We start from the raw sequence: 24,296 nt of genomic DNA, 5'->3' as shown, positions 1-24,296 counted from the left end.
ACTCAGAACTCCAGGTGAAGTGCAAAATGCGCCGGATTGAGAAGGCTGGTGACAAATTCGATGGCGCGGCCATCGGCCGCGCGCGTCAACCGCCGCGTGCGCAGGAACGGCGCGCCGGGCGCGCAATCGAGAATGGCCGCGTCCTCGGCGCTCAGCATCTCGATATCGACCCACTCCTCGCCGTGATCGGGGACGAGCCCCGCCCCTCGCAGCGTCTGGTGCAGCGAGCCCTCGCGCAGGCCGCGCAGCGGCACGTCCTCCAGCTCGGGCGACAGCGGCAAGCGGCTGCGCTCGATCGAGATGGCGTGGCCGTCATCGGCGTTGCTGCGCACCCGGTCAACGGCGATAAAGAACGGGCTTTCGACGCCCAGTCTAGCAGCGAGTTCGGCATCCTGCATGACTTCGAGCCTGAGCGTGCGCGTGTCGGCATTGGCGCCGGCATTGGCCAGCGCCCGCGACCAGCCGACGGCGTCGTCGACCGGCATGCCGTCGAAGGTGACGAACGAGCCGATGCCGACCTTGGTGGTGATCAGCCCGCGGCTCGACAGTTCCTCGAGACCCTTGCGGATGGTGTTGCGGCTGACGGAAAAGCGCTGGACGAGCTCGTTCTCGCTCTGCAAGCGGTCGCCGAAGCCGAGCACGCCGGAGCGGATTTCGTGTTCGAGGACGGTGGCGATCCGTTCGGGCTTGCCCGTACCGGGAGTCGACAGAGCCGTGCGACGGGCCATGGAATACCTGTTCAGTAGACCTGTATAGTCCTGTTCAATACCGTGACATGGCAGTCATGTCAACGGCTCGTGGCCAGCACGCTTTTGAGTTCCCCATACCGGGGCAAGGATTGCTTTGCTGATCGCGAACGGTTCGTCGCAGGCTGGAATTATGTGAGAACCTTCACCACCCCCGAGCGGTTTTTTCTATAGTCGTAAATGTGGCGACAACCGAGAAAAATGGAGAAAACTCATGCTTACGAAGATTCTCGCAGCGTCCGTACTCGCCGCCGGTCTGGCCACCTCTGCGATGGCCCAGAATACCAGCGACCCAGACGCTGACATGGGTCCCGGCAACGACAGAAGCGTCGTCACCGACCCTGCCCCGGTCGATCCGAACCTCGCTGAGCCGAATGCCGTCGATCCCGGGACTACGGGTAGCATTATTGCGGGCCCTGACGACTTGAATTCTAATGCCGATCGTAACTGCCCTATAGGCCCGCAGGGCGCGATGCCGGATGCAATGAACAAGGCTCCCGGCACGGGTTCACCGACCGTCAACGACAACCACTGCGGCAAGTAGCCGAGATCGATTTCAGGGACTTGCGCTTTCGGCCGCGGCATGGACAGAGTTTCGTCCGCGGCCGAAACGCTGTGTTACCGAAGCGCTATGTTCTAGCTTGCTGAACTCTTGCGCGGTCGGACAGCTTTTGGCTTGGTGGCCTTTCCGGTCGCGGGACCCTTCGCTTTCGGCCTGCTCTCCTCACCGTCGATCTCGGCTGTGGCCTGATCCCAGTGCTGCTGGTGCGCGCCGTCGGGCCGGCCGGCCTGCTCCCAGATCGCGTGGGCCCGTTGGCGAATGCGTTCCTGCCTGTCGTCCGTCACTGTTGCCTCCATCGGCTCAATTCCGTGAGCGACAACTTTTAGCTGAAATTTCGATCGGCGTCTTGGGCGGCTTCAGCCCTAGTCGGACAGAACCGCGACACCGAGAAGTGCCGCTTTTTTGGTGATCAGCCCCGCCAGATCCGCGTCCGAGCGCTCCGTTCCTGTTCGCTCACGCACCGCTGCAATCAACTCCTTCATCGACAACAGTGCAGTGCTCCGTTCAGCAAGCAGCTTGTCGACAGATGCGGCCACATTGCGTGACTCGACATGCGGCAACATGGAAGCTCCTTCCCGCCACAGACGATCAACGGCCGGCGGCCTGCCGGCGAGCCGCCGCTCCCTCTTGCGTCTTCCCGAGAGAGCGGCGGGTGAAGGTCAGTCGATGACCTGCACGATCCTGCGGGTGCCGGGATCGACCAGCACGGTGCGATCGTCGACGACCACGTATCTGTATTCGACGTCGGGAACCTCGATCGGGTGAAGTTCAACCGTTTCGGGCAAAGTGGAACCGACATTGAGCTCCACTCCCAGAAGGCTGATCGACGCCAGCGGGTGCCTCTGCACATATTCGCGGACGACTGTTTGCTGCTCGGGCGTGATAATCACCTGGTCTGCGGTGGCCACGCCGATACCGGCGAGCATAGCCAGCCCGGCCGCGGCAGGAACAAGGTGGATTTTCATCGTCTTCTCCTGTCTGGTTAGCGGGCTCCGCCTTCCATTGGCGGGAACGGCAGGCCCACGTTACAAAACGCCCACGCAACCTTGTTGTTCCGTGAGCGGCGGCTGATCGATCGCCGCATTGGTGCCGCCTTGGTGCGTTGCTGGGAGAAATCGCAGTGGCCCGCGTTCCTGTCCGCAGGCACGCGGGCCGATCGGATCTCCCGATCAGCAGCGATACCGGAGGGGGGTGATATCGACTGCTTCGATAAGAACAATTAGCAAGAACTAATGTTCCGGCCGCAAGCGGAATGCCTGCGAACCGCGGCGGGACGGCGGGTACGGGCTACTGGTTCGGCGGCTGCGCCGGCACCTCGCCGGGCTTGAGCACCGGTGTCTTCCCTTGGTCCGGCGGCGGTGCGGCCATGCCTTGATCGCCGGTCGGCGGCGGCTGCAGCACGCCGTTGCAGGGATCAAGCGTGTCGGTCAGGCTGTCGCCGGCACCGTTGTTGACGGGCGGCTTCTGGTGCTGGCCGTTCTGCGGCTGGGCCTGGCAGGGGCCGGACTGGGCAGGCGCCTGGTCTTGTGTCTGGCTATCCGTCTGGGCGGCAACCGAGGCCGATAACATCAGTGCGCCCAGCATCAACGTGCTTGGCAAGAATGCGAAAGGTTTCATGTCGAACTCCTTTCCTGCGAAGGATCGTCTCCTTGCCAAAGCAATTGGCAGCGATTGGTTCCCGCATGCGGCAACACGCCCGACTCCATGCTGGTTCAAGGAAACGCCCTGCAAATTCATGATCTCCGTTGCTATTCGACCGACACGATAGTTGAGCGGCAAGAGCGACGAGTTCCATGGAAGACGCGAAAACCGCCCCGCTTCCGGAGCAGCGCAGCATGTTGTGGAATCGTTAATCAGCGACTGCTACTATATTGGATCATGACCAAGAATCTCGGAAACGCCGTCAGGAATGCCCCGAAGGAACCGGCAAGGAGCTCCGCCCTCAGCCGGCTGGCGCCCGCCTTGTTTCCCCTGGTGGTCGTCGCGCTTGGATATCTGATCGGCTGGCAGTTCTTCGGCTTCTAATGCATGTCGCGCAAAAGTGTGCAGCGGTTTTGCGATAACGACATGCATAAATCAACAGCCTAAAGCGCGTCGCGTGAGGTCTGTCGAACGCGACGCGCTTTTGGGCATCGGCCCCCTCGATGTCGCGCGAAGAGACGTCGCGCGAACAGACCTTGGATCAGAGGCCGGCTGCTTCTCAGTCTGGGAAATCGAAAACCGGTTCCTCGCATCGATGGACCCGACATTGACCGTCAAGCGTCCGGACATAGGAGGCGACAGGCACGTCGGGCCAGTCGCACTCATTGCCGTATTGGCGGACATATCGATCATAGGTGTTGCGGCCGGTGGTCAGGACGACCGCGCGCCGGCTCTGGATCAGCTGCTGCGTCTGTTCGCATGTCATGGTGCGCGCATCCGGCCGGGCGTAAGCCGCGCTTGTGGCGCCGAGCAGGATCGCTGCGGCTGTCGAGACGATTGGGCGAGCTGGCATGGTGCATCCTCACAAGGGTCGTGCGTAACGCGCACCGTCGCCCGTGGTTCCGCACCTTCACCCCACCTTCACCCGGAGCAGCGTCTCCCAAAAGAGGCTGTTACTGCGGCGCAATAAGACAGGCGCGATCTCACTCCTCCTTCTCCGGCTTGAACCGCCTCACCACCACCTCGAAGACGATATCCGAAATCCACATCGCCGAGACGCCGATGAGGAACGCCGCGGCCAGCGTCGTGGTGTCGTCGCCAGGCGACGGAATCGGCAGGCCGGCGCGGATATAATGCACCACTGGCAATGTCAGGTAGGCCGCCGCCAGCGCGCCGCAGATCGGCGACGCCACCATCTCGCGGACCTTGTAGCGGTGGCGCGACAAGGCTCGCAAAATGCCGCCGGAAAGGCCGGCGACCACCACCGGCGCCTTGATGCCGAGAGCATCGAGAAACTCCTGTATCATCACGGCGTCCACCCGCACCATCTGGCGCCCTTCGCGTTGTAGGCATTCACCTCGTCGAGCTCGGGCCGCGACATCGCGGCGACGACGAGGGCGGACGGACGCCGCGCCTGATTGTGGTCGCACCAGACCTGACGCGCCGGCGAAGCCGGCGTTGTGCATCCGGCGAGCAACAGGCCCCCGAGCAGCAGACCGATCATCAGTGCCTTGCCCATCGCATCGCCTCCCGCCGTGCGGCTTCGTCCGGCAGGTCGCGCGCCGCGCGTTCGGCATCGGTGGCCTCGCGGTCCATTTCGAGGCGATCCTGCGCGGCGGCGAGTTTTTCCGCCGCTCGCCTGGCCGTATCCTTCTTGGCCCGGCTGATGCCGCCGGCGACAAAGAGGCCGATGCCGCCGACGAGTGCTGCGAAGATCGCCATGATCGCCTTGTTGCCGGCGAGCGCGCTCAGCATGGAAAGCACCCACATCTCAATTGCCCTCCACGGCGGGCTGTCTTCTGACGAGGCCGGCGACGCCGTCGCGCACGACATTCATCAGGATCTTGAGCAGGGTCAGCACCCCGGTGATCTTGAGCGCCAGGGCCGCGTCGATGCCGAACATCGTCCAGTCGAAGCCGACCAGGCCAGTAAGCAGCAGGATCAGCACATTGATCAGATTGTGCGCGGCATTGGTATTGAACCACGTCATGGCTTTACCTTTCGAAACAAGGAGAGGATTGCGGCGACCAGCGGAGCCAGGACCGCGGCCCAGAATCCGGGCAACGGTCCGGGCCGGACTCCAGCCCTGCCCGGCTCTGCCTCCGAAGTCGGGGAACCGTTCAGCTGCGGAGCCTGCGGGATCGGAACCGGCGCTGGAGGCTGTGCTGGGGCAGCGGGCGGCCACGGCGTGTCCCTGATCCCAGACCATTTGCGGAACGCGTCGGCAAGCCTGATATCGTAGGCGTTCTTCCCAAAGGATGCGCCGTTGTAGCCCTTGGCAAAGCCGGCCCAATCATGCTTGCGCAATTTGCCGTCGAGCCGGTTGGCGGCGATGAAATTGACCGCCGCCGCCAGCTGCAGCGCCTCGTCCTCCATCATGGCTTCGACCATGGCCTGCACGGTGGGGAAGCCGGCCGCCTTGAAATTCTCGCCGAGAACCTGGCCGAGCCCCCACGACGCCGATCTGAGCGCCGCCGTCTCGTCGATCGCGATAGCCGCTTTCAGGCGCGGATAGCTGTCCCGGGGATAAGGCTTTTCGCCCCACCTGACATAGGCAAGTCCGGCCCGCGACTGCTTGCGCCCGCTTCGCCCCCGACAGGTTGCGGAAAAAGACATGCGGCTCGAACAGGATGATCGGCCGGCCATGGGCGTCGAAGCCATGCCCGCCGGTCTCGACGTCGAGAAAGGCGTGGATCTCATCCTCGCCGACGCCGATCCTGGCGCCAAGTTTTGGCAGATCGAGGTCGTCCAGGCGCCTGGCGGCGCCCTTGAACGTGGTATCCATGGTGTTGTCCTTTCCGCCCAGGTCGCGGGCAGGTTGATGTTTGCAACCGACTGTGTGAAATGAGCCCAAGAGCGGAGATCGGGAGGACAGCGGCCCATGTCGCAAGATGAAGGAACGGCGCGCTGGACGGTGAAGGCCGAGCTATGCGCGGTCGGCCGCGACAAGCCCTTGCTTGTGGCGCTGGCAGCGATCCTGTGCCTCTATTGCGGGCTGGTCGCCGGGCCGATCCTCTATGCGTTCCTGGCCATCCGGGGCATGGCGGATTTCTTCAAGTGACGGTGTCGACCATTTGAAAACAGCTCGATCCGTCTTGCTGCCTGATCCGAAATTGCTTAGCCGGGATGAAACTGCTCCCATGAACCGTTCGTACCTTGTGGGACACAGGGTGCGGACGTGACAATAAGGATCAGGCTTCCGGGCGGGACCTTGAAGATCAAGACGAAAGACGAGCTGCGCCGCCGCGAACAGAAGCGCGAAGTTCCGGTCTGGCAGGTCGGAAATTACTTCATCGTCTGGTGGCCGAGCAGCATGTCGCCGTCAGGGCGCCCGCCAAAACGATGATCCCGAGCCGCACCGACCCTTCTGGAAACAGTCCCAGAAGATAGCCCCTAAAATAGTCAATGACCGGCTGTTGACTCTTCCGCCGCGGAAGCTCTCTAATTGCTGCGCTGCACAATGGGGGTTGGGCTGATGGCGGTTCGTATCAAGTTGCCGGGCGGCACCTTGAAGGTGAAGATGTATCGGGAGTTGCGCGAGCGCGAGCGCGCCCGCCGGATACCGGTTCTGAGGATGGGTTCGCTGTATTTCACCTGGTGGTCGAACCGCCAGCGTCCCTTGAACGACCCGCCGGGTGCACCGGACGATCCTGACCGACCCCGGGCAACGCCTTGACGCCCTGAACGTCATCAGGCGCCTGCGCTCAATCCTCCGGAAACAGTCAAAACGTGCCCATCGGCTGTTGACTCTTCCCTTGGGGAAGTTCTCTACTTGCTGCATTGCACATCATCGTTGCGTTGCACGGCGGGAGTTTGAACCGGTGGCAGTGCGTATCAAATTGCCGGGTGGCACCCTCAAGATGAAAGTCTATCGTGAATTGCGGGTGCGCGAACGCGAGCGCCGCGTGCCGGTCATGAAGGTAGGTTCGCTGTATTTTGTCTGGTGGTCGAACAGCCAGCCTCACGACAAGTCGCAAGACAGCCGTCATTAGCCATAGCCATTTCGCCTGCACCACTTGGAGTTGGACGTGTCTTTTTGGACGCGCAAGGACGCTCTAAGTCTTTCAATCCATGCACAAAGCCAACTCGACCGGCAGCCAGATGCGCCGGCAGACGCCGCCGAATTGTCGGCTGACAGTCGGAGCCGCTCGGTATAAGTCTACCTGCGGTTGGCGGAACGCTACTTGCACAGGCTCGTTGCCAGGGGCCGTGTCGAGCCAAACGAATTAGAGCGTGAACACCTCACCATCACGCTTGCAAAGCGGAGATGCTTGCCGCAAATGGTGGGCGGTCCAACGGATCTGCCCCTGACGATGAGAACTGACCTGCCGGTGCCATAAACCCTCAGCGCTTTCCGGCTCCAAGCGATCGGCGCATCCCTGCGCCAATGGTGGAAACCGACGATGAGCGCTATGCGCGGGCAGCATTGAAGGGTGCTTCGTGCGCAAATGCCACAACCTCATTGTCTGCGACGGATCGCAGGTCGCCGAGAGGCAGCAACAGATACGATACGGAACACACTGACATGCCTTTTGTGCCGCGCTTCCTGCAATACCTAGCGGGCGTCAATGTCGGCGCCGGCACGAAGATGGCCATTCAGAGCGTCCGCACTGCCCGCCGTGGCCATCACTCGATCGGCGAGGACGGTATCATCAACTGCCGTTTCTCGTTTGACCGGTCGGCAGCCCAAATCACGATCGGCCGCCGCTGCTTCATCGGCAAGAGCCACCTAGTCGCCGCCGAGCACATCAGGATCGGCGATGACGTCGTTATTTCATGGGGTACGACGATCGTTGACCACAACTCGCATTCCCTGGATTGGAAGCAGCGAGCCAACGACATCGCGGACTGGCATCAGGGCAAAAAAAACTGGTCGGGTGTCGGCATCGCGCCGGTCACGATCGAGGAGAATGTCTGGATCGGCTTTGGCGTGACAATCCTGAAAGGCGTCACGATCGGCAAGGGCGCGGTCGTCGGCGCAGCGTCTGTAGTCACGAAGGACGTGGAGCCCTTCACGGTCGTTGCCGGCGTTCCTGCTAAGAAGGTCCGCGACGTTTCAGAATTAACTATTTAGTGCTGCAGAGCGCGCCGGCCATGTACGCCATGTTCCGCACCGCAGTCTTGGGCGCGAACCTGAGAAATTCGGTCCGCAACTTGTATTTCACCCATCCTTTTGATCGGCCGGCCAGGTGCTGCTCATAAGCAAGGTCATGGGCGAAAGTCATTTGCCTCTCAACCTTGAGACCAGAAGTCTTCAGCAGATTTTCGAACGTCAACGGCGTGTAGAAATTGATGTGCCCATACGGCCCGGACATCCGAATGGCGCGATTGAGGTTTCTCGTATGCTCCAGCGGCACCTCGATGTAGAGCTTCTTGCAGACCCTCGCCGCCTCCATCAAAAACATCCGTTCGTGCTCGACATGTTCGACGACGTGGATGGCGAGACCGAGATCGAACGACTTGTCGGGATGGGGGATATGATAGCCGTCGAAGATGTCCAGGCTGGCTAGATTCGCGATTTTCCTGGCCCTGATCGCCTCGACGCCGCTGGTTGATATCTCCACAGCTCCAAGGGTCTTTCCGAGCCCCTTCTTGTTCAGCTTGTGTAGCACGGCGCCTTCGCCGGCCCCGATGTCGAGCACCTTATCAAAAGACTGTTCCTGGATGATCGCATCGATGTGCCTGACCGATTGCTTGGATGCTATCTCTCGTTTTGTGGCTACCTTCCCGTCAGTGTAGTAGTCGTCATAGATAGCAATAATACTGTCGGCATCGGCCATTGGGTCATCCCTCCAGATAACCCCCGCTTACGCCGAGCGTGCCATAGCCCAAAAATGCTGTCCAGAGCAGTTCCACTACACGCTCACCAGCGGCGCGATGTCTGCCGCCCACTCGGCCTCGCCGACATCGTTCGGGTGGATGCCGTCGCCGATCGAGGCGGTGCTATTGGCGGTCAGCGTCAGACCGTCGATCAGAATGTTGTTGGCGTCGGCCACCTCCGTCAGCGCGTCCGCCGTGGCCTGGCGGTAATCTGCTATCTTCAGCGGCAGCGCGTCCTGTGCCGTATCGATCCAGTTAGACGTGACCGCGTAGAGCTTGGTTGTCGGCTTGACCGCCCGGAAGTTGGTGATCAGCGTCTTGTAAGAGTTCTTGAAACCGAGAAGAGAGGTCTGCGCGGAGCGGTTGTTATAGTCGAACATGACAAAGGCAACATCCGGGTTGGCGTTGACGAGATCCGTTCCCCAAGCGGAAGTCACGCCCGATGAGCCATATCCAAGATTGATATGCTGCCACCCCTTGGCGCGGCAGAGTATCTCCATCCACGTTTTGTCGATGCCCGTAGCGTTGAAGCCCTGAAAGCGGCTGTCCCCGAGGAAGGCAGCACGCGGCAGCGCGGCCCTGGAGGTTGGCGCCGTGATCGGGGCGCCATAGGTCGTTACGCCAAGATGCGCGATGGCCGCCGAGTGCGGCATGACGATTTCGATCTCGCGGTCGGCATTTGAGGAAAAGTCCAGCCTGACGAGGAACTTGCCCAGCGCCTGCGGCGACGTGAAATAGGTCTTCAGCACACCATCAACGTAGATAGCGCCCTTGCCGTTGTAACTGCCGCTGACGAGATTGAGGTTCTGGAAATGTAACACCAGCGATCTCGACCGCGTGCGGAAGCGCCGACGCCAACCGGGATTGGCGTATTGATAGTTGCCGAAGGAGATCGGGCGCACACCGCTCACCTGCTGAGCGGTCGCGGTCAACGTCCCCGCGTAATCGCTGTCGAGGATGCGGCCGTCATTGGGCGCAATGTCAATCGCCGGTTCGCTGCCGGGCAGGCCGAAATTCGAGACCGCCGTCAGTTCGGTGGCGTCCATGGTGCGCAGCACCAAGCCAAGGTTGGAGATCACGCCACCGAATGACGCAGTGCCAGCAAGGCCGCTGCCGATTCGGAGCGTAGTCAGTCCGCTCGGCACTGTCAGGGCATTGTCCTGCATGCCGAGCGTGCCATCGAGTACCGCTTGCGCGTAATTCGGACCCCAAGACGCCGCGACGCGGCACACCTTGTCGACCGCTGCGACGCCTGGGAGAACGTTGGCCACCACAGCCGACGCAGTCGTGATGGCCAATTGGGCACCACCAATCGACGAAAGGCACGCGACAATGGTGTTCGTTGTAGTTCCATCATCAATCTGCGCCATTGTGCGCTGCGTGCTGTTTGGAGCCTTGCTTCGGCCTTCAATGAACAGTGGCCGAGCGTCACGTCAAAAGGCAGGCTGGAAAGTGTGACCGAGTGCAAATCGCTACCGCGCGAGAAGAACGCAGTTGTCGTCAGCATTGGGCTGATTTCGTAGCTACCATTTTCGTTTTGCACACAGTCGATCGCGAAGCTGTCGCCGCTGGTGGCAATTTTGAGGCCCACGTTGGGATTGGCGAGGTTCTGAACCGGAATGCTCTTCCTCGACCAATCGGTGTCGGCGGGCGTGATGTCGGTCCATGTGGCGCCGCCATCTTCAGTCATGTAGAGCGCACCGGTGCCAACCAGGCGCTTTATGTAAGCCGTCTGGAAATAGGTCGCGGACGCAATGGTGATCGCCTGCAGGATGATTGTGTCGGCGGCGGTCGCGGTGATCGACGATGCCGAATTGGCAACACCGTCCAGCCCGACCTGATCCTGCGCAATCGTCAAGTTGGTCGCGGCCCACACCAGGGCCGCCGAAGAAATCGTCTTAGTAGCGCCGCTGGTGGCGCCGGTCAGCGTCCCGGTCATGGCGCCAGCGCCGCCTGACAACGCGTAGATTGACGACGCCGAATTGGCGACGCGATAGACGCCGCTACCGCCGCCTGTCGCATTGACTGTCTCACCATCGGCGAAGACGCCGGCGCCAGCAGTGACGGTCAGATGGTGCGTGATGCGCAGCGAGCGGTTCTGCAGCAACCGGTTTGCCCGCGCCGGCTCGCAAAGCAGGCCGGCCGGTTGCTGCGTGGCAAAATTGCAGGTGAAGCGAGCGACGTTCGTGGCCGCCTGCTTCAACAATCCCAGCGCGTCGAAATACCAGCCGGCCGTTGTCCGCGTGGTTGTGATCTTTGTGGTGATCGACCCGACGAAACGCTTTGCCGGCGCCTTTGTATCTTTGATCCGCAGCGACGGGATAGCCGTATCGGCAATCAGAGCGACGCCGGAATTGTCGAGGCTCAACATCGCGTCGAGCGCCTGCACGGTGGCCTGCGCGAACGAGGCAGGTACCGACGGCAGGGTCTTTTGCAGCACCGCGACGCCGCCAATTTTCCGGTAGACCTCAATACCTGAGTAGTAATCGGCGCCGACGATGTTGAAGAAGTCGCCTTCGGCAACGGCAGCAAGTCCCGCCGTAGTGTTGGCATAGATCTGGCCGGAAGCGGCAGAGGCGGCGGCAGAGGCGGCAGCCGCCACGACATCGGCGGCGGTAGCGATGCGGTCGGCGGCTGTCAGTCCAGCATTCGTGGCGGCTGTCGTCGCGCTGCCGGCGGCGGCGTCGGCAGCCGTGACTGTCGCATCTTTCAGCGCTCCGACCTCATCGACAACGCCTTCAATGTCGGGCGGCACGAACGGGGCAATGGTGATGGCATCGCTGCCCAATACCGGCTCATCGGCCGTAAATTCAAACACCAGGTCGGCATTGACTGTCCCGACCTGGGTGTGGACCGTCGTTCCCTTCTGCGAGGTCCGGGCGGTGCGGGCATCGGCGGCGCGAAACCATTCGCCTTCGCTCACCGTGTAGATCCCGTTCTGCGTCGGGTCGGACTGGTCCTTGACCAGCACGCGGTCGCCAACCTCGCCTGGCACGCCGTCGATGGTTTTCAGGCCATGAAGGAGGATGTTGGCCGTGGTCGCCAGACGCACGGGTTCGCGTTCGCCGGTTGATGGCGAGCGCTGCAACCAGCACTTCGGTGAAAGCGCGTCCCAGTCGTTCGGATCGGTGAGATTGGCGACGTAGCGAATGAGACGCGGCCCCGACCGGTCGCAATAGATCAGCCCGGCCTCCTGGCGCCACGCGATCGGCACGCCCTCCGGCTCGCCATTATCGGTCAGCGGCAAAGGCCGCAGGCAGTCCACCGGCAACTCATAGGCAAAGTTCAGCGTGCCCGCGCCACTGCCGGTATCGGACCCGGCGACGGCGGCCGCCAGGATTGCGAACACCCAGGCGTGTTTCGTCAGCTCTGCCTCGCGGGTCAGGTCGAAATGCAGATTGAGCAGGCGGGCCGGTTTCACGTCCTGATCAAGGCTGTCGATTGGCGCCTCGTCGAGGACGCCGAGCGCCATGTTGGCGATGTCGAGCGGGGTGATGGCCATGATTTTAGGCTCCGTCTGTGTGGATCGGAAAAGCAGGCATGGGCCCACGGCAAAAAGCCACTTCGTAGCGGCTGAGGATTTTTTGGGGTGAGTGATGGTGGGTGGCGACGGAACGCGACCGCAGGAAACTGGTGGCGTGCGCCACCTGACATTGTGGCTATTGCAGTTTCACGATATCGCCGCGCAACGCGGCGATCACTTGCGGCCCGAATTCCTGCGGCATCAGCCGACGCGCGCGCTCGTCGGCCGCCCTGTTTCGGCCGACTTGGCAACGGCGCTTGCTTGCAGCCTTCCGGCACCTCTCGCCATCGCCAAACCCCGGTCGAGGGCTTCCTGAAGACTTGTCGTATAGTAGGCGGTGTTTTCCAGACCGCTGAAGAAGTTTATGCGGTGAACTTCGCCCTTTTTGCTTATGACAATGCCCGCTTTTCGGAGCACTCCCTGAACTGCCTTGTATGTCATGTTCATGGTTACCCTCCTTGCCAAGACAAAGCAGCATCGCCCATTTCTGTAACCATTTGGTGACGGCGATTGATTAAAGTGCAACATGAATATGTTGCGAACCCCAAGTCTTGTTTCACTCTGGTGCAGCGCAGCGGGTGAAGTTGAGATTCGCCACATTGGCGATCTAGAGCAATTCCAGGAAAAGTGTGAACGGTTTTCCGTCCGGAATTGCGCATAAACAAAGAGATAGAGCGGTTCGGCGATGAACCGCTTGTCCAGAAAGGGCGGGAGTTCTTTTATCCCCGCCCCTTCCGGTCCGATCAGGCCTCGGTCGTCTTCAGCGCGATGAACGTCATGTTCTTGACGCTCGACGCGGTGCGGTCCCAGTTCGCCGCCAGCGCCAGCTCGGCGTCGGTGGCGAATTCGCCGGCCGAGGAGGCGTCGAGGAAGCGGGTGCCGGGCACATGCGGGACGAAATGCCTGCGGCCGACCATTTCGGTGACGCCGCCGCCATGGCCCTGGCGCGGCTTGCGGTCGAACTCCAGCGGCCCGCCTTCGGTGTTGACCGGCAGCTCGTTCCACAGGATTGCCTTGTCCTTGAACATGAACGCCGTGTAGACGCCCGCCGCCACCGGGATGTCGTCGTCGACGACGGCCCGCAGCCCCATGTAATAGGGGATCAGCGGCCCGCCCTGCTCGGACGGCGGCACATAGTCGATGAGGTCGGCGAGCTTCAGCGCCTTCATCTGCTTGGAGTGCATCCAGATCGTCTTGAACTTGTCGGCGCGGTCGCCCATCAGATAGGCGGCCTCGATGATGTCGGTGTCGACGATCGAAGCGCCGGTGACGCGCACCAGGTCGCCCGCATCGTTGGCGAGGTTGTCGGCCAGCACCCCTTTCAGGACACCGAGCAGCGTCAGCTTGTTGGCGCGCTGCCAATAGTCGGTCTGGCGGCGCACGATCAGCTTCTGCGGGTCGTCGCCGGCGAGGATGCTGGTCAGGTCCGGAATGCCCCAGGCCTGGGCGCGGACATTGCGGGCGGCGACCTCGCGGCGCGCGCCGATCTTCTTCAACTCGATCGAATCGGCCGGATCGTCATTGACCGGCTCGGACGGATCGTTGCCGAGATCCTTCCAGCCGGGCATGTCGACGGAACGCCCGCCCATGGAGAGCTTCGAGGCGATGGCCGGGTCGGAAAACAGGATCCCGGCCTGGTAGATCTCGAGCGACTGGACATGCTCCTCGAACGAGTATTGTGCATAGACGGACGGAACGATCGCGTCCGCGATACGGGTATAGGCGTCTGCCATTTTGGTCTTCCTTCAGGTTGGGTGGGGCAGACCATGATCCCGAACCGAAGGTCCACGCAGTGAAAAGTGGAACCGGTTTTCGCTGGAGATCATGGTCCAAGTTCAGAGTGGGTTGTTGGGTATCCACAGGTCGGGGTTTTCGCCGGCCTCGCGTGCCAGCCGGCGGGCGCGAACGGGATCGCTTCGGACGAGGGCCGAGATGTCAGTCAGGTTGCGTTCGCCGGCGGCGTTGCGCTTGAACGGATTGCCGCCGATCAAAGCCGCGCCACCGTCGATCGTGTCTTCCCTGAACATCGCCTCGCCGATGGCGTGGAAGGCCTTGGCGATCTGCGGATCGGTCAAGGCGCCGTCAGGCAGAAGGATGCCCTTCGCCTTGTAGGCATCGACCAGGCCGAGCTTCTTCATCGCCCGGTTGGCGACCTCCAATCTCCTGTGAAAGCCGTCGCTGTCGGTCGGTCCCCAATCCCTGACCAAGTCATCGTGAGTGGCCTCGACCGAACGGGCAAGGGCGATCTGCTGCACCCTGGCCTGCTCGGCCATGTAGCAGACGAAGCGGTCGTGATATGCCTGCGCCACCTTCGGGGTGGCGCCGGCCTCGACCGCCCAGGCCTTGGACGCGTTGGCGAGCTCGTCCGAATAGGCGAAGTCTTCGGGAAGCCCGTCGGGGCGCCTGTACTCGACCTTGTCTGGCGATGTCAGCGGGCGCATCGCCTCAGGCAGCCGGGCATGGAACCTGTCCCAGTCTTCCCCAGGTGCATCCGCTGCGGGAATGTGCAGGCTCTCGCCCTGCTGCCGTTCCAGCTCCGCATAGGATGTGAAAATCCGATCGAGGCTTTCAGGCTTGGTCCAGCCCTTGGTTTCAGCGAGCTTGCGGTTGCCTTCGGAAAGACCGTCAAACCAACTCTTGGCCGTAGGCGGGGCGGACCCGTTGTCCCCGTTGGCCGGTGGCCGTGCAAGGTCGCCCGCCGGTGGCGAAGCCACCACGGACCCGGCGTCTGCCAGATCTGTCATGAGATGTTCCTTTGTTGAGGTTAAAGGCTAATGATAGGAGCCGGTGGTGGGGCCCAGTATCTCCCCCTTGTGGGGGAGTTGGCCGGCAGGCCAGAGGGGGGGTACCAACGCGTGGAGCGCAAACCTCCATCTGTCGCTGATGTCGGGCCGGTCGCACCTCTGTCGCCTTTGGCGACATCTCCCCCTCAGGGGGGAGATTAACGCTACGCGTTATCGCCCCAATTCTCCCACAGCAGCGTGATCGTTCCGGTAACGGCCAGCATGCCGTCGGCGTCGATATCGGTGCCGGCGGCGAGGGCAAGGTTGAGATAGAGGTCGGCCGGCGTCACTGTGCCATCGAGCGTCAAAGCCGCCGCTACATCGGCGGTCGAAGCGGTCGACAGTGCAGCACCGGCACCGTCCAGCGTACGTCCGGTCGAAGCCAGCACATCGACCATGGTACCGGCGAGCGCAGCGCTTGACGCCGCCGCCGACCCGAGCGACCAGGTCAGTGCCGCATTGTCGTTGATGGTCGAGGCGCGGGTGGTCAGCACGGCGAATTGCAGCCTTGCGGTGCCGCCCTTGATGCGCACCTTGCCGCCGAGGAAATCGAAAAGCTTGTGGCTGGCATAGGCAAGCGCATCGGTGACCGGCACCTGCATGGCGTTGAGCGAAAAGACGGTGCGGAAGGAACCGCCCTGCCCGCTCGTGCTGGCGGCAAGCCCGGCTTTGGGCGGGGCAAGGCCGGCCTCTCGGGCGGCGGCACGGGATAGCGTCCGGGGGAGACCTCGGGTCATTGCATTCTCCATTCTTGGGGGATTTGAGGGATCGGGCGGACCCGCCGCGAGCGGAATCGTTGCGGCTGAAGCCTGATCATTTCGATAGAGCCTGACCCTATCGTCTTGTTTGACCCTGATCTTTATGATCTTTTTGTTTGACCATGAGCTTTCCGAGCCGGAGACCTTGGCCGTCAAGACGAAAGAAACCATGTCTTATTTCGTGAGGCATGGTGCCGCTGTTCCGCCGCAATGCGACCGCACTTGGCAAACACTTGGCAAAACCAGCCGGTGTATTAGTTCATAGACTTCAACGGAGTATCAGACGATGACCATGCACAAAACCATTGCCGCCCTGCTTGTGACTGCCGCGCTGGCAGGATGTGCGCAGACCGAAGGCCAGCAGAGGGCGACCACGGGCGCTCTGGTCGGCGGCGCGGGCGGAGCTCTCGTCGGCCAGGCCCTTGGCCGCGACACCAAGAGCACGGTTATCGGTGCAGCCAGCGGCGCCTTGCTGGGGGCGGTCGTGGGCAGCGCGACAACGCCGCAGCGGCGCGGCGAACAGCTTTGCCGCTATCAGGATCGCTACGGCCGCATCTACACGGCGCCTTGCGACGACCGCTATTACAGCGGCAACTATTGAGCGATAGCCCCCTTCTCCCCGTCTACGGGGAGAAGGTCCCGGCAGGGGGATGAGGGGCAGTGCAGAATTCTGAGATGCTGGCGCCGCCCCTCACCTGCCTGCCGGCATCCTCTCCCCGTGAACGGGGCGAGGGACGCAGTTTCAGCGTCGGCGCGTCAACCCCATGGTTTTGATCCTTACCCTCAGCGCGGTTAGACGCTATCGTCTGCTATCCAAGGGGGGCGACGATGCGACTTTTGATGACGTCGCTGCTGGTTGTTTGTTCGGTTTCCGCACACGCCAGACAGGCTGTGATCGGCGATTGCCTGGTCTTGCCGGTGGCCGCTGTCGACAATCACGTCAAAGCCACTTTCGAGGTGACATTGGACAAGGCCGGCAAGGTCAAGTCGATCACCGTTGTGTCCTATGATCCACATTCAGAGGCGGCGGCGGAAGCAGCCCGGCAACTTTCGAAATCGGTCCAGAAGTGTTGGCCGCCAGGCGTCAAAACCAGCCCAATGCGGATCACCGTAGATTTGAGCAAGACTTAGCCGTAAGGCAGCTTCCTACCTCCCCTCCAGCCTCGCCGCCTTCTCCAGCGCCGCCAGCTGCGCCTCGTCCAGCGTCAGGAACCCCATGATGTGCTGCACCACTTCGGCGCGTGCATTGCTCAGTGCGCTGTGCAGTTCGAAGCCGTTCGGCGTCTTCGTCTTGGCCAGCCACTCGCCATAGGACGGGCGGCGGTAATAGCCGGTCGCCGCCGCCAGGTCGGCAAGCACCATCTCGCCGTCCTGGCCTGAGAACACCCTGAGATAGGCCTTTGTCAGCGAATCCTGCGCCTTGGCCGGGCCGCCGGCCTGGCTCGAATGGGCGAAGCGTTTGCCGATCATGCGCCGCCCTCGCCGCCCTGCGGCATCAGCCCGCCGAGACTGTCGAGCAGACCGCTGTCGCGCGCCTGCACGGCGGCGGGCACGGCATCCTTGGCCACCTTGCCAGCGTTGGCGATCGCGGCCATGCCGGCCTGCGCAGCTTGCGCCTTGGCTCTGGCATCGCGGATACCGGCAACCTCGTCCTGGCGGCGAAAGATGCGCTGCGGACTGCGGCCGGCGCTCTGCACGATCTTCAGCGCCTCGTCGCCGTCGATATTGTCCATCACGCCGGGGTCGAACTGCGCCATCTGCATGGCCGCGGTCACCACCTGGATTGTATCGCGCGCCTCGGCCGAGCGGCGCAGCACGTCGAGCGGGCCGGTGAAGGTCGGCCGCACCGCCTTGCCGGCAAGGCTCGCCGGCGGCAGGAAGCGGCTGTCTTCCTCGTATAATCCTTTGTCCTCGAGGATGCCGAGCTCGCGGTCGAGATTCGAGGCAAAACCGGCCTGGATGATCGAGCCGGAGGGCCCGAGCAGCGCGCCCTTTTCCTCCTGCCGGATCAGCGCTTCGGTCGCCGTCATCTGCGGGTTCTGCACCAGCGTCTGGAACAGATCGACGAACATCATGTCGCGGATCTCCTCGGCCCGGCTTTCCGCGTAGCTGAACGCATAGGTCGGGTTCTGCCCCGTGGCGATCGGCGCAATCAGCGGCCGTCCCTGATCGTCGATCAGGCCGGGATAGTTCTCGCCGGGATTGAGCACCGGCACATAGTCGAGCCGCGCCTTGGAAGCGGTCGCCGGATCGGTGACCTGCTGCAGCGCCCTGAGGCCGGAGCGGCGCACGGCGTTTTCCTCGCGCACCGTGGTCAACGCCTCGATGGTCGGCGAAATGCCGTAGGGATCGCCCTCGTAGCGGCGCCAGTTGAAGCACGACACCGGGAAGGAGCGGAAACCGCTTTCCCTGACGATGACCTCCTCGTCCTCGAGGACGTGATAGGAGGCGAAGGCCGTGTCGAGATACTGGTAGGATCCGCCCAGCCGATACATCTTGCGCTCGTCGCGCGGCTGGATGCACTGGATCAGCGAAATCTTGGTCTCGCATTTGGCGGGATCGTCGACCAGCATTTTGATCCGCGCCGGCAGCTTCTCATAGCCGAGCAGCTGTGCGGCCTGGCGCGCCGTGCGCTCGTAGCGGCGGTGGAAAATGTCGACTTGACCCCAGCGGTTGCGGCAGAGATAGCCCTCGACCACGGGGATCGAGGCATAGCGGATCAGCGTGTGGGGCGCAAAGCCCTCCTCGGCGTAGAGATAGGCCGGGCCGTAGCGCACGACGTTGCGCAGGCAGGCCTGCGTTGCCGGCACGAAGTTCGAATTGGCGGAATAGCGCAGCGAGAACAGGAAATCGCGAAGCGCTTCCGCCCATTCCTTTTCCTCGTCGCTCTCTTCGTCGTTCATGGCGGCGGTCGACAGCCCGTGCCACTTTTCCGACTGCGGGATGATCAGGCTTTCCAGCCCGGCGGCCAGCCGGTTGGCTGCCGAGTTGATGGTGTTGGCGTAGACGCGGGCACCGCGCCGCTCCTGCCGCTCGGCCTGCGAGTCCGCGCCGGCCTGCCGGCGGCGTCCGCTCCACATGTCGGGCGCGTCGGGATCGCAGAATTCGGCCACCGCCTCCCAGACATGTTCGTACTGGCTGCGCTCGCTCTCCAGTTCTGCCTGTCGCGACAGAATATCGCGAGCGCGGGAATCGCTCATGGTCAGCCTCGCTAGTTTTGACGCAAATGCGCTGGGGATCTCCCCCTTGAGGGAGAGATGGCCGGCAGGCCAGAGGGGGTCGTCTCGCGTGGATCGGCGACCCCCTCTGTCGCGGCGACATCTCCCCTCAAGGGGGAGATTGGAAGCGCCTTATTCCGCCGGCGTCGTGTCCAGCGCCGGGCTGCGCCCAAAACGCTGCACCACGAAACGGCCCATCTTCTGGCCGGGAACTTCGATCAGCGTATAGGTGATCCAGGACAGCAGGCACACCACCGGCAGGACGACGGCAACGACGATCGCGAAGCGCAGCGGCGCCGACAGCGCGTGGCCGTACTGGGTGATCACGAAAGCCGCGACCGGCTGGAGAACCAGCAGATGGATCAGATAGATGCTGAAGGAAAGCTCACCCATCAGATGAAAGAACCCATTGGCGAGCGTCATGGCTGTCTTTCTGGCCACTATACCCGCCATTCCCGGCAGCATCCGGTAGAGAACCAGGGCAAAGAAACCCAATACCAGCGCTTCCCGCATCAAGAGCTTGCCAAGTCCATAGCGGCCGCCGAAGGGCAGCGCGGCCAGCAGCATGGCCAATGCCAGATACACGAAAGGCCGCTTCTGTCGTTGATGGACGACGCCCGCCAGCAGCATCCCGCACAAGAAAATCTGCATTTTCAGCGGCAGGAACGACGGCATCGGAAACCGGATTGACAATTGTCCCATCAGGAACACGACCGCGCTGCCGGTCGCCGCGACCAGGACGGCCGCCCATATCCAGTCAAGCCTGCGGACCAGCAGCATGATGGCCGGGAACAGTGCGTAGAACTGCATCTCCAGGCCCAGGCTCCAATCGGGCAGCGGCGTGCGATAGGCGAAATTCGGCACCAGGCCGAACAGGAACAGCAGATGGGCGCCGATATTCTTCAGCCCGCTGTCGAGATAGCGCTCGGGCGCCTGCGGCGATCTCAGCAGGAACTCGTCGATGACCATCCTGGACTGGTAGAGATAGGGGCCGAGCGCCAGGGCGACGAAAAGCATGACATAGAACAGCGGCGCTATCCTGAAATAGCGGCGGGTCCAGAATTTCAGCCAGGTTTCCGGTCTTTGCCACGGCTCCTTGTCCTGGCGCAGCTGGTAATGGAACACCATCAGGAAACCGGACAACATGATGAAGAGATCGACGCCGAGATCCGGTTCGCCAAGGACGGGAATGCGCCAGCCGGTCAACAGCAGGCAGTGCCCGATCAGCACCCAGATCGCGGCGAGCGCCCGAAGCCCGTCCAGGCACTCGATGCGCGATGACCGGGCTTCTTCCGTCATGCCGAACTCCTCGATTGCCATGTTGCACTGCAGCATGGCGGCTGAAGGAGGATTGTCAACCGTGCTGAACGAACACGAATTGCTCCGGGTTGTTACGGAAAACGCGGAAGCTGCCGACTCTCCCCCCTCGAGGGGGAGATGTCGCCGAAGGCGACAGAGGGGATCGCCTCAACAGGCGAGACGCTTTTTGAGGCGAAGATGGAGTCGCGCTTTTCGCGAGATCCCCCTGGCCTGCCGGCCATCTCCCCCTCAAGGGGGGAGATTATCCCCGCCTCTTCACCATCCGCGCCAGCCGCCGCCAGGTCCACCAGGGCAAACCGCCGCGATTCCTGAACACCCGCTTCATCGCGCCCATATCACACCCCCAGCAGCACGCGGCGCTGGCCGGTCAGATCACCGGGCGACAGATCGGTCTTGACGGTGCTCAGCGTTCCCTGGCGCTGTTCGAGCTCAGCCCTGAGTGCCGCCTCGCGCGCCTGCACGTCTTTGTCGGCGATGGTCGGTGTCTGTGGCAGCGGCTTCAGCGCCGGCGGCTTTTGGAAGAGGCACATGGTTCCAGCTTTCTCTTGTCCAGTCATAGAGTAAAAAATCTTCGCCATTCCGGCCGTAACCCGGCAAGCGGCAGCGTTCCGTCGCGCCAAGCCGACCGAGCCAGCGCAGCGCCAATTCATTGGCGGCGAGCGCCCGTGCCTCGACCCGCCAGGCGCCGCGCGCGGCAACCTTCGGCCCGAGCACGGCGTGGAAGAACTCGGTTATGCAAGGCACGCAGCGCTTCATGCGGCGCGTGCCCCAGCTCCAGGCGATCCATAAGCCGCCGCGCTGTTCGGCGGCGCCAAAGCCGGCCTCAGGATTGCCGTCGAGCTCGGCGACATAGGCAAACCCCTCCAGCGCAGTCAGCGCCAGCAGCGCCGGCGACCATTCGTCGAACTGGCAGTCGATCTCGGCCCGGTCCTCGGGCCGCAGATTGGCGGCGATATAGGACAGATCGCGCAAGGTAGCGGGGATGATGCGGAGGGTCATGAGGCGGTCATGTCTGTGGTTGCCGTCGAGTTACCGAAACGCCCCCAGCGGATCGCTCTGCCCGGCCTTTCGCCGCGCCGCCTTGAACTCCGCCGGGTCGACCACCGCTTCCCTCAGCATCATCACGCCGTAACGCGTCGCCGCCATCAGATCGTCGCGCAGTTTCACCACCTGGCCGTCCTTGCGGTGGTAGAGCCGGAACTCCTCGAACCAGGTCGAAAGCGTCGAAAACACCTTGAAGCGGCCGCTCTGCATGCGGTCCAGCATCTCCATCAGCCCGGCCTCGACCGAGACCGAGCCGTCGGCGAATTGCGCATGGCGGGTCAGCATGTTCAGCCCGTGCGCGCCATATTGTTTGGCCAGCGCCACGCCGGCACCCTCCAGCGTCTCGCGGCGGCCGTCTCGCGGCCATGCCCAGGGCAGCCATTCGCCCCACGGTTTCAAGGTCAACGCCTGCATGGCCGGCGTCTGCTGCGACGCGCGGCAGGCTTTCGAGATATAGACGACATCGGCCTCCGTGTCCCAGGCGAGCTCGACCGCGGCCGACGGATGATCCCAGCCGAAATCCAGCGCGCCGAGCCGCGGCCAATAGCGCGGCAGCCGGAACGGCTCGCAGGCGATCAGCTCCTCGGCCACCGGAAAGATGCGGCCGGAGCCCAGCACCGGAATACCTTTCGCGCGCGCCTCGCGCTCATGCGCGGGATAAGCGGCGACGATCTCGGCTCGCTGCTGCGGCGTATAATGCTCGGCATCGTCGATGGTCATGAAGGTGACGTGACGGGACATATTAGCTGGCCGTAATTAGTTGCCCGGACGAGCTATCGCCATTGATAATACTGTTTATCAATGCGAAGTTGCTGATGAATTGGGGGAAATACATGATCCGCATAGCAATCGTTGTGGCCATGGCAGCCAGTGCGTCAGCATGCCAGTCGAACGTGCCTTATGACACGAGCAAGCAGACCTGCAATATATATGAGCTCGACGGGGACCAACACAAAGTTTGCGCCCCGGACACACCGAACAAAATATGCAATGTCTGGAGCAATCAGAGGGGCGACAAAAGGATATGGTGCCAACCGCTCACTCGGAAAGCAACCGATCCCAAGGCCCGCGCCAGACAGCTTGCAGGAACCAAATACCCTTGATTCGACTTCATCCGCTGGCTTTCCCCATCCCCTCCATCTCCTGCGCCGACAAAAACAGCAGCACCACGTCCGACATGCCGAGCAGTGGCGTGAAGGTGACTATTGCGATGCCGCCGGTGGCGTTGGTGCGGGTCAGGCCTTCGGAATAGATGTCGAGCGGTGGTTCCTCGTCGAACCAGACGCCGTGCAGCGTTTCGCCCTGCCATTTCTCGCGGCCCTTCTCAAAACTCTTGAACGACAGCACCGATTCATCGGCTTGCACATCGCCGCCGCCGCCGTGGCGGATCACGACGCTGTCCAGCCCGTGCGGCGCGCCGCGCCCCATGATGGTGCTGAGAATAGCGTCGGCCGGGATCATGCCCGTGCCCCACGCCGCCGGCTGCTGCGGCGGGCCGATCAGGATGCGCTGCGGGTTGTCGCGCGTGCCCTCGCCGGTGACGCCGGCCGCCCACAGCCGCACGGCCGTGTCGAAGACCTTGCCTTGCCACCAGTCGGGATAGCGGCCGGTGAGGTGCATCGCCCATTCGGCGCCGCCGGCCCTGGTCTTGCCGAGCTGATTGCCGGCCATGAACAGCCGCTCGCGATTGGTCGCGCCGGCGGCGTGGAACTCGGCCTGTCGGGGATAGGGCCGATAGGCGGCAAGCTGGTTAGTGCGGCGCCTCCGGTCCAGCTCCGCCAGCAGGCTGAGATATTCCTTCCTTGCCGCCCGGCTGTGCGAGGCTTGTTGCGAGGCCCGGCTTTTCGAGGAACGGCCTGAGGACGGCTTCGAGGCCGCGGATGCGCTGCCTGATTTCGTCATCGCTCAATGCATCCAGACTGTTGATGTTGACAAGCAGGTCCCTTGGCAAATCCTTGGGCAGCACCGACAGCACGATCTTCAGATACTGGTCGGGCTTTTCGGTGCGAACCTCGGCGATGACGCCGGCGCCATGCGCCCGGAAATCGGCGCGGATGGCTTCGAGGAAACCATCGCCCAACGTCTTCTTCGCCCGCTTCGGGCGCGGCGCTGGCAGCTGCGCCGGTGTGCCGGGCGGCTCGCGCCTGGCGCGGCCGGGCGACTTGGCCGCGGAAGCTTTGTCAGTCATTGGCTGCGGCCCCGAAGGGCTCGGCTGGCGCGATCCCGGCCGCAGCGCTCCCGGCTGTGTCGGACTTCGCCGCTTTGCTCGCCGCCGGCCGTGCAGCCCTTCGGGCCTTACGCGGCTTCTTGCTGGGTTTGGCGCGCGGCGCTCTGGCCGCGCCGGTCTCCCCGTTGGTTGCCTCGGCGGCCGGTCGTGACACTTGTTTCAGCCTAGCGCGGGCGATGCCGAGCGCACCGGCGTCGATGCCAGGTGCTCCCACGGCAAAGCCGAAGCCGCCGGCCGCATCGACCGCACCGCCTCGCACCATGCCGATCAGCACGCCGGCCGGCACCTCTTCAATCCGGCCGGCGCGCAATTGCGGAAGGCCCTCGAACTGGCCGATGGCGCTGACGACCTCACGGCCGTCATCGTCAATGATGATGGTGGCATAACGTGACATGGGGTAAACCTGCAGGCAAACGACATTGCCGCGCGCTACGAAATGATGGTGAGACTTTTTGGTGAAAGATGTTGACTTAACCTGACGATCGCCAGGCCGCGTTCCGTCGCGCCTTGTGAGGGAGATGTCCGGCAGGACAGAGGGGGCGCCGACATTTGATATCGGCAACACAGCAGCGAACCTTCGAAAGGGGCTTGAAACAAAAACCCGCCTCGGCGGGCGGGTCGTTGGCGCAAATCAGCACCATGCCCAAATCAATA

At 62.8% G+C, this 24,296-nt stretch carries 35 protein-coding genes and 2 pseudogenes; 9 read left to right on the top strand and 28 right to left on the bottom strand.

Annotated elements, in window-relative coordinates:
• Positions 1 to 2 precede the first annotated feature (2 nt).
• Positions 3 to 728: a GntR family transcriptional regulator gene (locus EN807_RS15400; protein WP_065006706.1), complete on the bottom strand. Its 726-nt coding sequence runs from the start codon at positions 726 to 728 to the stop codon at positions 3 to 5.
• Positions 729 to 960: 232 nt separating this feature from the next.
• Here EN807_RS15400 and EN807_RS15395 point away from each other — a divergent pair, with 232 nt between their 5' ends.
• Positions 961 to 1,290 (top strand): hypothetical protein, encoded by a 330-nt coding sequence (locus EN807_RS15395; protein ID WP_135935532.1) that lies wholly within the window; start codon positions 961 to 963, stop codon positions 1,288 to 1,290.
• A gap of 92 nt (positions 1,291 to 1,382) precedes the next feature.
• On the opposite strand, the gene EN807_RS15390 is transcribed toward EN807_RS15395, so the two are convergent.
• The 4 genes from EN807_RS15390 to EN807_RS15375 form a co-directional block, all read right to left on the bottom strand.
• Complete coding sequence (locus tag EN807_RS15390; RefSeq protein WP_135935531.1) at positions 1,383 to 1,592, bottom strand: DUF2934 domain-containing protein; 210 nt, start codon at positions 1,590 to 1,592, stop codon at positions 1,383 to 1,385.
• Between the two features lie 78 nt (positions 1,593 to 1,670).
• On the bottom strand, positions 1,671 to 1,871 hold the full coding sequence (locus EN807_RS15385) for a hypothetical protein (protein WP_127314997.1): 201 nt from the start codon (positions 1,869 to 1,871) through the stop codon (positions 1,671 to 1,673).
• Positions 1,872 to 1,967: 96 nt separating this feature from the next.
• Positions 1,968 to 2,273, bottom strand: a complete 306-nt coding sequence (locus tag EN807_RS15380) for a DUF1236 domain-containing protein (protein ID WP_135935530.1) — start codon at positions 2,271 to 2,273, stop codon at positions 1,968 to 1,970.
• Positions 2,274 to 2,595: 322 nt separating this feature from the next.
• Entirely contained in the window at positions 2,596 to 2,925 is a 330-nt protein-coding gene (locus EN807_RS15375) for a hypothetical protein (RefSeq protein ID WP_135935529.1), read from the bottom strand.
• 261 nt (positions 2,926 to 3,186) lie between these two features.
• Between EN807_RS15375 and EN807_RS35540 the strand changes: the two genes are divergently transcribed.
• A complete protein-coding gene (locus EN807_RS35540) occupies positions 3,187 to 3,333 on the top strand; it encodes a hypothetical protein (protein WP_164783693.1) in 147 nt (48 codons plus the stop codon).
• Positions 3,334 to 3,508: 175 nt separating this feature from the next.
• Here EN807_RS35540 and EN807_RS15370 read toward each other — a convergent pair whose 3' ends face one another.
• From EN807_RS15370 to EN807_RS37425, 7 genes and pseudogenes are all read right to left on the bottom strand, one after another.
• Positions 3,509 to 3,802, bottom strand: coding sequence for a hypothetical protein (locus EN807_RS15370; protein WP_135935528.1), 294 nt, complete (start codon positions 3,800 to 3,802; stop codon positions 3,509 to 3,511).
• A gap of 130 nt (positions 3,803 to 3,932) precedes the next feature.
• On the bottom strand, positions 3,933 to 4,277 hold the full coding sequence (locus EN807_RS15365; protein ID WP_189522423.1) for a hypothetical protein: 345 nt from the start codon (positions 4,275 to 4,277) through the stop codon (positions 3,933 to 3,935).
• Positions 4,256 to 4,468 (bottom strand): hypothetical protein, encoded by a 213-nt coding sequence (locus EN807_RS15360; RefSeq protein ID WP_135935527.1) that lies wholly within the window; start codon positions 4,466 to 4,468, stop codon positions 4,256 to 4,258. The genes EN807_RS15365 and EN807_RS15360 overlap by 22 nt, the downstream gene beginning before the upstream one ends.
• Complete coding sequence (locus EN807_RS15355; protein WP_065009808.1) at positions 4,453 to 4,719, bottom strand: hypothetical protein; 267 nt, start codon at positions 4,717 to 4,719, stop codon at positions 4,453 to 4,455. Before EN807_RS15355 ends, EN807_RS15360 begins: the two co-directional genes overlap by 16 nt.
• Position 4,720: 1 nt before the next feature.
• Entirely contained in the window at positions 4,721 to 4,939 is a 219-nt protein-coding gene (locus tag EN807_RS15350; protein WP_029351719.1) for a hypothetical protein, read from the bottom strand.
• Complete coding sequence (locus tag EN807_RS15345) at positions 4,936 to 5,565, bottom strand: N-acetylmuramidase domain-containing protein (RefSeq protein WP_281405199.1); 630 nt, start codon at positions 5,563 to 5,565, stop codon at positions 4,936 to 4,938. Before EN807_RS15345 ends, EN807_RS15350 begins: the two co-directional genes overlap by 4 nt.
• A gap of 16 nt (positions 5,566 to 5,581) precedes the next feature.
• Positions 5,582 to 5,734: pseudogene (locus tag EN807_RS37425) on the bottom strand (hypothetical protein); the annotation flags it as partial.
• A 96-nt stretch (positions 5,735 to 5,830) separates the two neighbouring features.
• On the opposite strand from EN807_RS37425, the gene EN807_RS15340 reads away from it, so the two are divergent.
• The 5 genes from EN807_RS15340 to EN807_RS15330 all read left to right on the top strand — a co-directional run bounded on the left by EN807_RS15340 (position 5,831) and on the right by EN807_RS15330 (position 8,023).
• Positions 5,831 to 6,010, top strand: coding sequence for a hypothetical protein (locus EN807_RS15340; RefSeq protein ID WP_135935526.1), 180 nt, complete (start codon positions 5,831 to 5,833; stop codon positions 6,008 to 6,010).
• Between the two features lie 150 nt (positions 6,011 to 6,160).
• Positions 6,161 to 6,295, top strand: a complete 135-nt coding sequence (locus EN807_RS37420; RefSeq protein WP_277569140.1) for a hypothetical protein — start codon at positions 6,161 to 6,163, stop codon at positions 6,293 to 6,295.
• Positions 6,296 to 6,424: 129 nt separating this feature from the next.
• A complete protein-coding gene (locus EN807_RS15335) occupies positions 6,425 to 6,625 on the top strand; it encodes a hypothetical protein (RefSeq protein ID WP_135935525.1) in 201 nt (66 codons plus the stop codon).
• A gap of 145 nt (positions 6,626 to 6,770) precedes the next feature.
• Positions 6,771 to 6,941 (top strand): hypothetical protein, encoded by a 171-nt coding sequence (locus EN807_RS35535; RefSeq protein ID WP_164759521.1) that lies wholly within the window; start codon positions 6,771 to 6,773, stop codon positions 6,939 to 6,941.
• A 533-nt stretch (positions 6,942 to 7,474) separates the two neighbouring features.
• Complete coding sequence (locus tag EN807_RS15330) at positions 7,475 to 8,023, top strand: acyltransferase (RefSeq protein ID WP_135935524.1); 549 nt, start codon at positions 7,475 to 7,477, stop codon at positions 8,021 to 8,023.
• Here EN807_RS15330 and EN807_RS15325 read toward each other — a convergent pair.
• The 7 genes from EN807_RS15325 to EN807_RS15295 form a co-directional block, all read right to left on the bottom strand.
• Positions 8,016 to 8,729 (bottom strand): class I SAM-dependent methyltransferase, encoded by a 714-nt coding sequence (locus EN807_RS15325; protein WP_135935523.1) that lies wholly within the window; start codon positions 8,727 to 8,729, stop codon positions 8,016 to 8,018. The two genes, EN807_RS15330 and EN807_RS15325, sit on opposite strands and share 8 nt — an antisense overlap.
• Before the next feature lie 75 nt (positions 8,730 to 8,804).
• Positions 8,805 to 9,935, bottom strand: coding sequence for an SGNH/GDSL hydrolase family protein (locus tag EN807_RS15320; protein ID WP_189522422.1), 1,131 nt, complete (start codon positions 9,933 to 9,935; stop codon positions 8,805 to 8,807).
• Positions 9,917 to 12,271, bottom strand: coding sequence for a hypothetical protein (locus EN807_RS35530; RefSeq protein ID WP_246684113.1), 2,355 nt, complete (start codon positions 12,269 to 12,271; stop codon positions 9,917 to 9,919). The genes EN807_RS15320 and EN807_RS35530 overlap by 19 nt, the downstream gene beginning before the upstream one ends.
• Positions 12,272 to 12,493: 222 nt before the next feature.
• Positions 12,494 to 12,739 carry a hypothetical protein gene (locus tag EN807_RS15310; protein WP_135935521.1) on the bottom strand — a complete coding sequence of 82 codons (246 nt, stop codon included), beginning with the start codon at positions 12,737 to 12,739 and terminating at the stop codon, positions 12,494 to 12,496.
• Between the two features lie 296 nt (positions 12,740 to 13,035).
• Positions 13,036 to 14,025, bottom strand: a complete 990-nt coding sequence (locus EN807_RS15305; RefSeq protein ID WP_135935520.1) for a Coat protein — start codon at positions 14,023 to 14,025, stop codon at positions 13,036 to 13,038.
• A 102-nt stretch (positions 14,026 to 14,127) separates the two neighbouring features.
• Positions 14,128 to 15,036 carry a hypothetical protein gene (locus EN807_RS15300; protein ID WP_135935519.1) on the bottom strand — a complete coding sequence of 303 codons (909 nt, stop codon included), beginning with the start codon at positions 15,034 to 15,036 and terminating at the stop codon, positions 14,128 to 14,130.
• 203 nt (positions 15,037 to 15,239) lie between these two features.
• Positions 15,240 to 15,812, bottom strand: coding sequence for a hypothetical protein (locus EN807_RS15295; protein WP_135935518.1), 573 nt, complete (start codon positions 15,810 to 15,812; stop codon positions 15,240 to 15,242).
• Between the two features lie 307 nt (positions 15,813 to 16,119).
• Between EN807_RS15295 and EN807_RS15290 the strand changes: the two genes are divergently transcribed.
• Both EN807_RS15290 and EN807_RS15285 read left to right on the top strand, forming a co-directional pair.
• Positions 16,120 to 16,434 (top strand): YMGG-like glycine zipper-containing protein, encoded by a 315-nt coding sequence (locus tag EN807_RS15290; protein ID WP_127316108.1) that lies wholly within the window; start codon positions 16,120 to 16,122, stop codon positions 16,432 to 16,434.
• 239 nt (positions 16,435 to 16,673) lie between these two features.
• Positions 16,674 to 16,964 carry a hypothetical protein gene (locus tag EN807_RS15285; protein ID WP_135935517.1) on the top strand — a complete coding sequence of 97 codons (291 nt, stop codon included), beginning with the start codon at positions 16,674 to 16,676 and terminating at the stop codon, positions 16,962 to 16,964.
• Positions 16,965 to 16,979: 15 nt separating this feature from the next.
• Here EN807_RS15285 and EN807_RS15280 read toward each other — a convergent pair whose 3' ends face one another.
• The 9 genes and pseudogenes from EN807_RS15280 to EN807_RS15245 form a co-directional block, all read right to left on the bottom strand.
• The gene (locus tag EN807_RS15280; protein WP_135935516.1) at positions 16,980 to 17,303 is read right to left on the bottom strand and encodes a hypothetical protein; all 324 of its coding nucleotides are present in this window, start codon (positions 17,301 to 17,303) and stop codon (positions 16,980 to 16,982) included.
• The gene (locus tag EN807_RS15275; protein ID WP_135935515.1) at positions 17,300 to 19,033 is read right to left on the bottom strand and encodes a portal protein; all 1,734 of its coding nucleotides are present in this window, start codon (positions 19,031 to 19,033) and stop codon (positions 17,300 to 17,302) included. Before EN807_RS15275 ends, EN807_RS15280 begins: the two co-directional genes overlap by 4 nt.
• A gap of 150 nt (positions 19,034 to 19,183) precedes the next feature.
• Positions 19,184 to 20,350 carry an acyltransferase gene (locus EN807_RS15270; RefSeq protein WP_135935514.1) on the bottom strand — a complete coding sequence of 389 codons (1,167 nt, stop codon included), beginning with the start codon at positions 20,348 to 20,350 and terminating at the stop codon, positions 19,184 to 19,186.
• 356 nt (positions 20,351 to 20,706) lie between these two features.
• Positions 20,707 to 20,832: a hypothetical protein gene (locus EN807_RS37415; RefSeq protein WP_281405198.1), complete on the bottom strand. Its 126-nt coding sequence runs from the start codon at positions 20,830 to 20,832 to the stop codon at positions 20,707 to 20,709.
• Positions 20,801 to 21,370 carry a hypothetical protein gene (locus EN807_RS15265; RefSeq protein ID WP_135935513.1) on the bottom strand — a complete coding sequence of 190 codons (570 nt, stop codon included), beginning with the start codon at positions 21,368 to 21,370 and terminating at the stop codon, positions 20,801 to 20,803. Before EN807_RS15265 ends, EN807_RS37415 begins: the two co-directional genes overlap by 32 nt.
• Positions 21,371 to 21,400: 30 nt before the next feature.
• The gene (locus EN807_RS15260; protein WP_135935512.1) at positions 21,401 to 22,156 is read right to left on the bottom strand and encodes a terminase family protein; all 756 of its coding nucleotides are present in this window, start codon (positions 22,154 to 22,156) and stop codon (positions 21,401 to 21,403) included.
• A 411-nt stretch (positions 22,157 to 22,567) separates the two neighbouring features.
• Positions 22,568 to 23,200, bottom strand: a pseudogene (locus tag EN807_RS15255) (terminase family protein); the annotation flags it as partial.
• The gene (locus EN807_RS15250; RefSeq protein WP_246684111.1) at positions 23,166 to 23,603 is read right to left on the bottom strand and encodes a hypothetical protein; all 438 of its coding nucleotides are present in this window, start codon (positions 23,601 to 23,603) and stop codon (positions 23,166 to 23,168) included. The gene EN807_RS15250 and the pseudogene EN807_RS15255, both read right to left, overlap by 35 nt.
• Entirely contained in the window at positions 23,596 to 24,036 is a 441-nt protein-coding gene (locus EN807_RS15245; RefSeq protein WP_135935510.1) for a hypothetical protein, read from the bottom strand. Before EN807_RS15245 ends, EN807_RS15250 begins: the two co-directional genes overlap by 8 nt.
• Between the last annotated feature and the right edge of the window lie 260 nt (positions 24,037 to 24,296).

The organism is Mesorhizobium sp. M5C.F.Ca.ET.164.01.1.1, assembly GCF_004792125.1.
Classification (GTDB): Bacteria; Pseudomonadota; Alphaproteobacteria; order Rhizobiales; family Rhizobiaceae; genus Mesorhizobium; species Mesorhizobium wenxiniae.
Note: the sequence above shows the minus strand (reverse complement) of the source record. Positions and strands in the feature narration are given on the sequence as shown.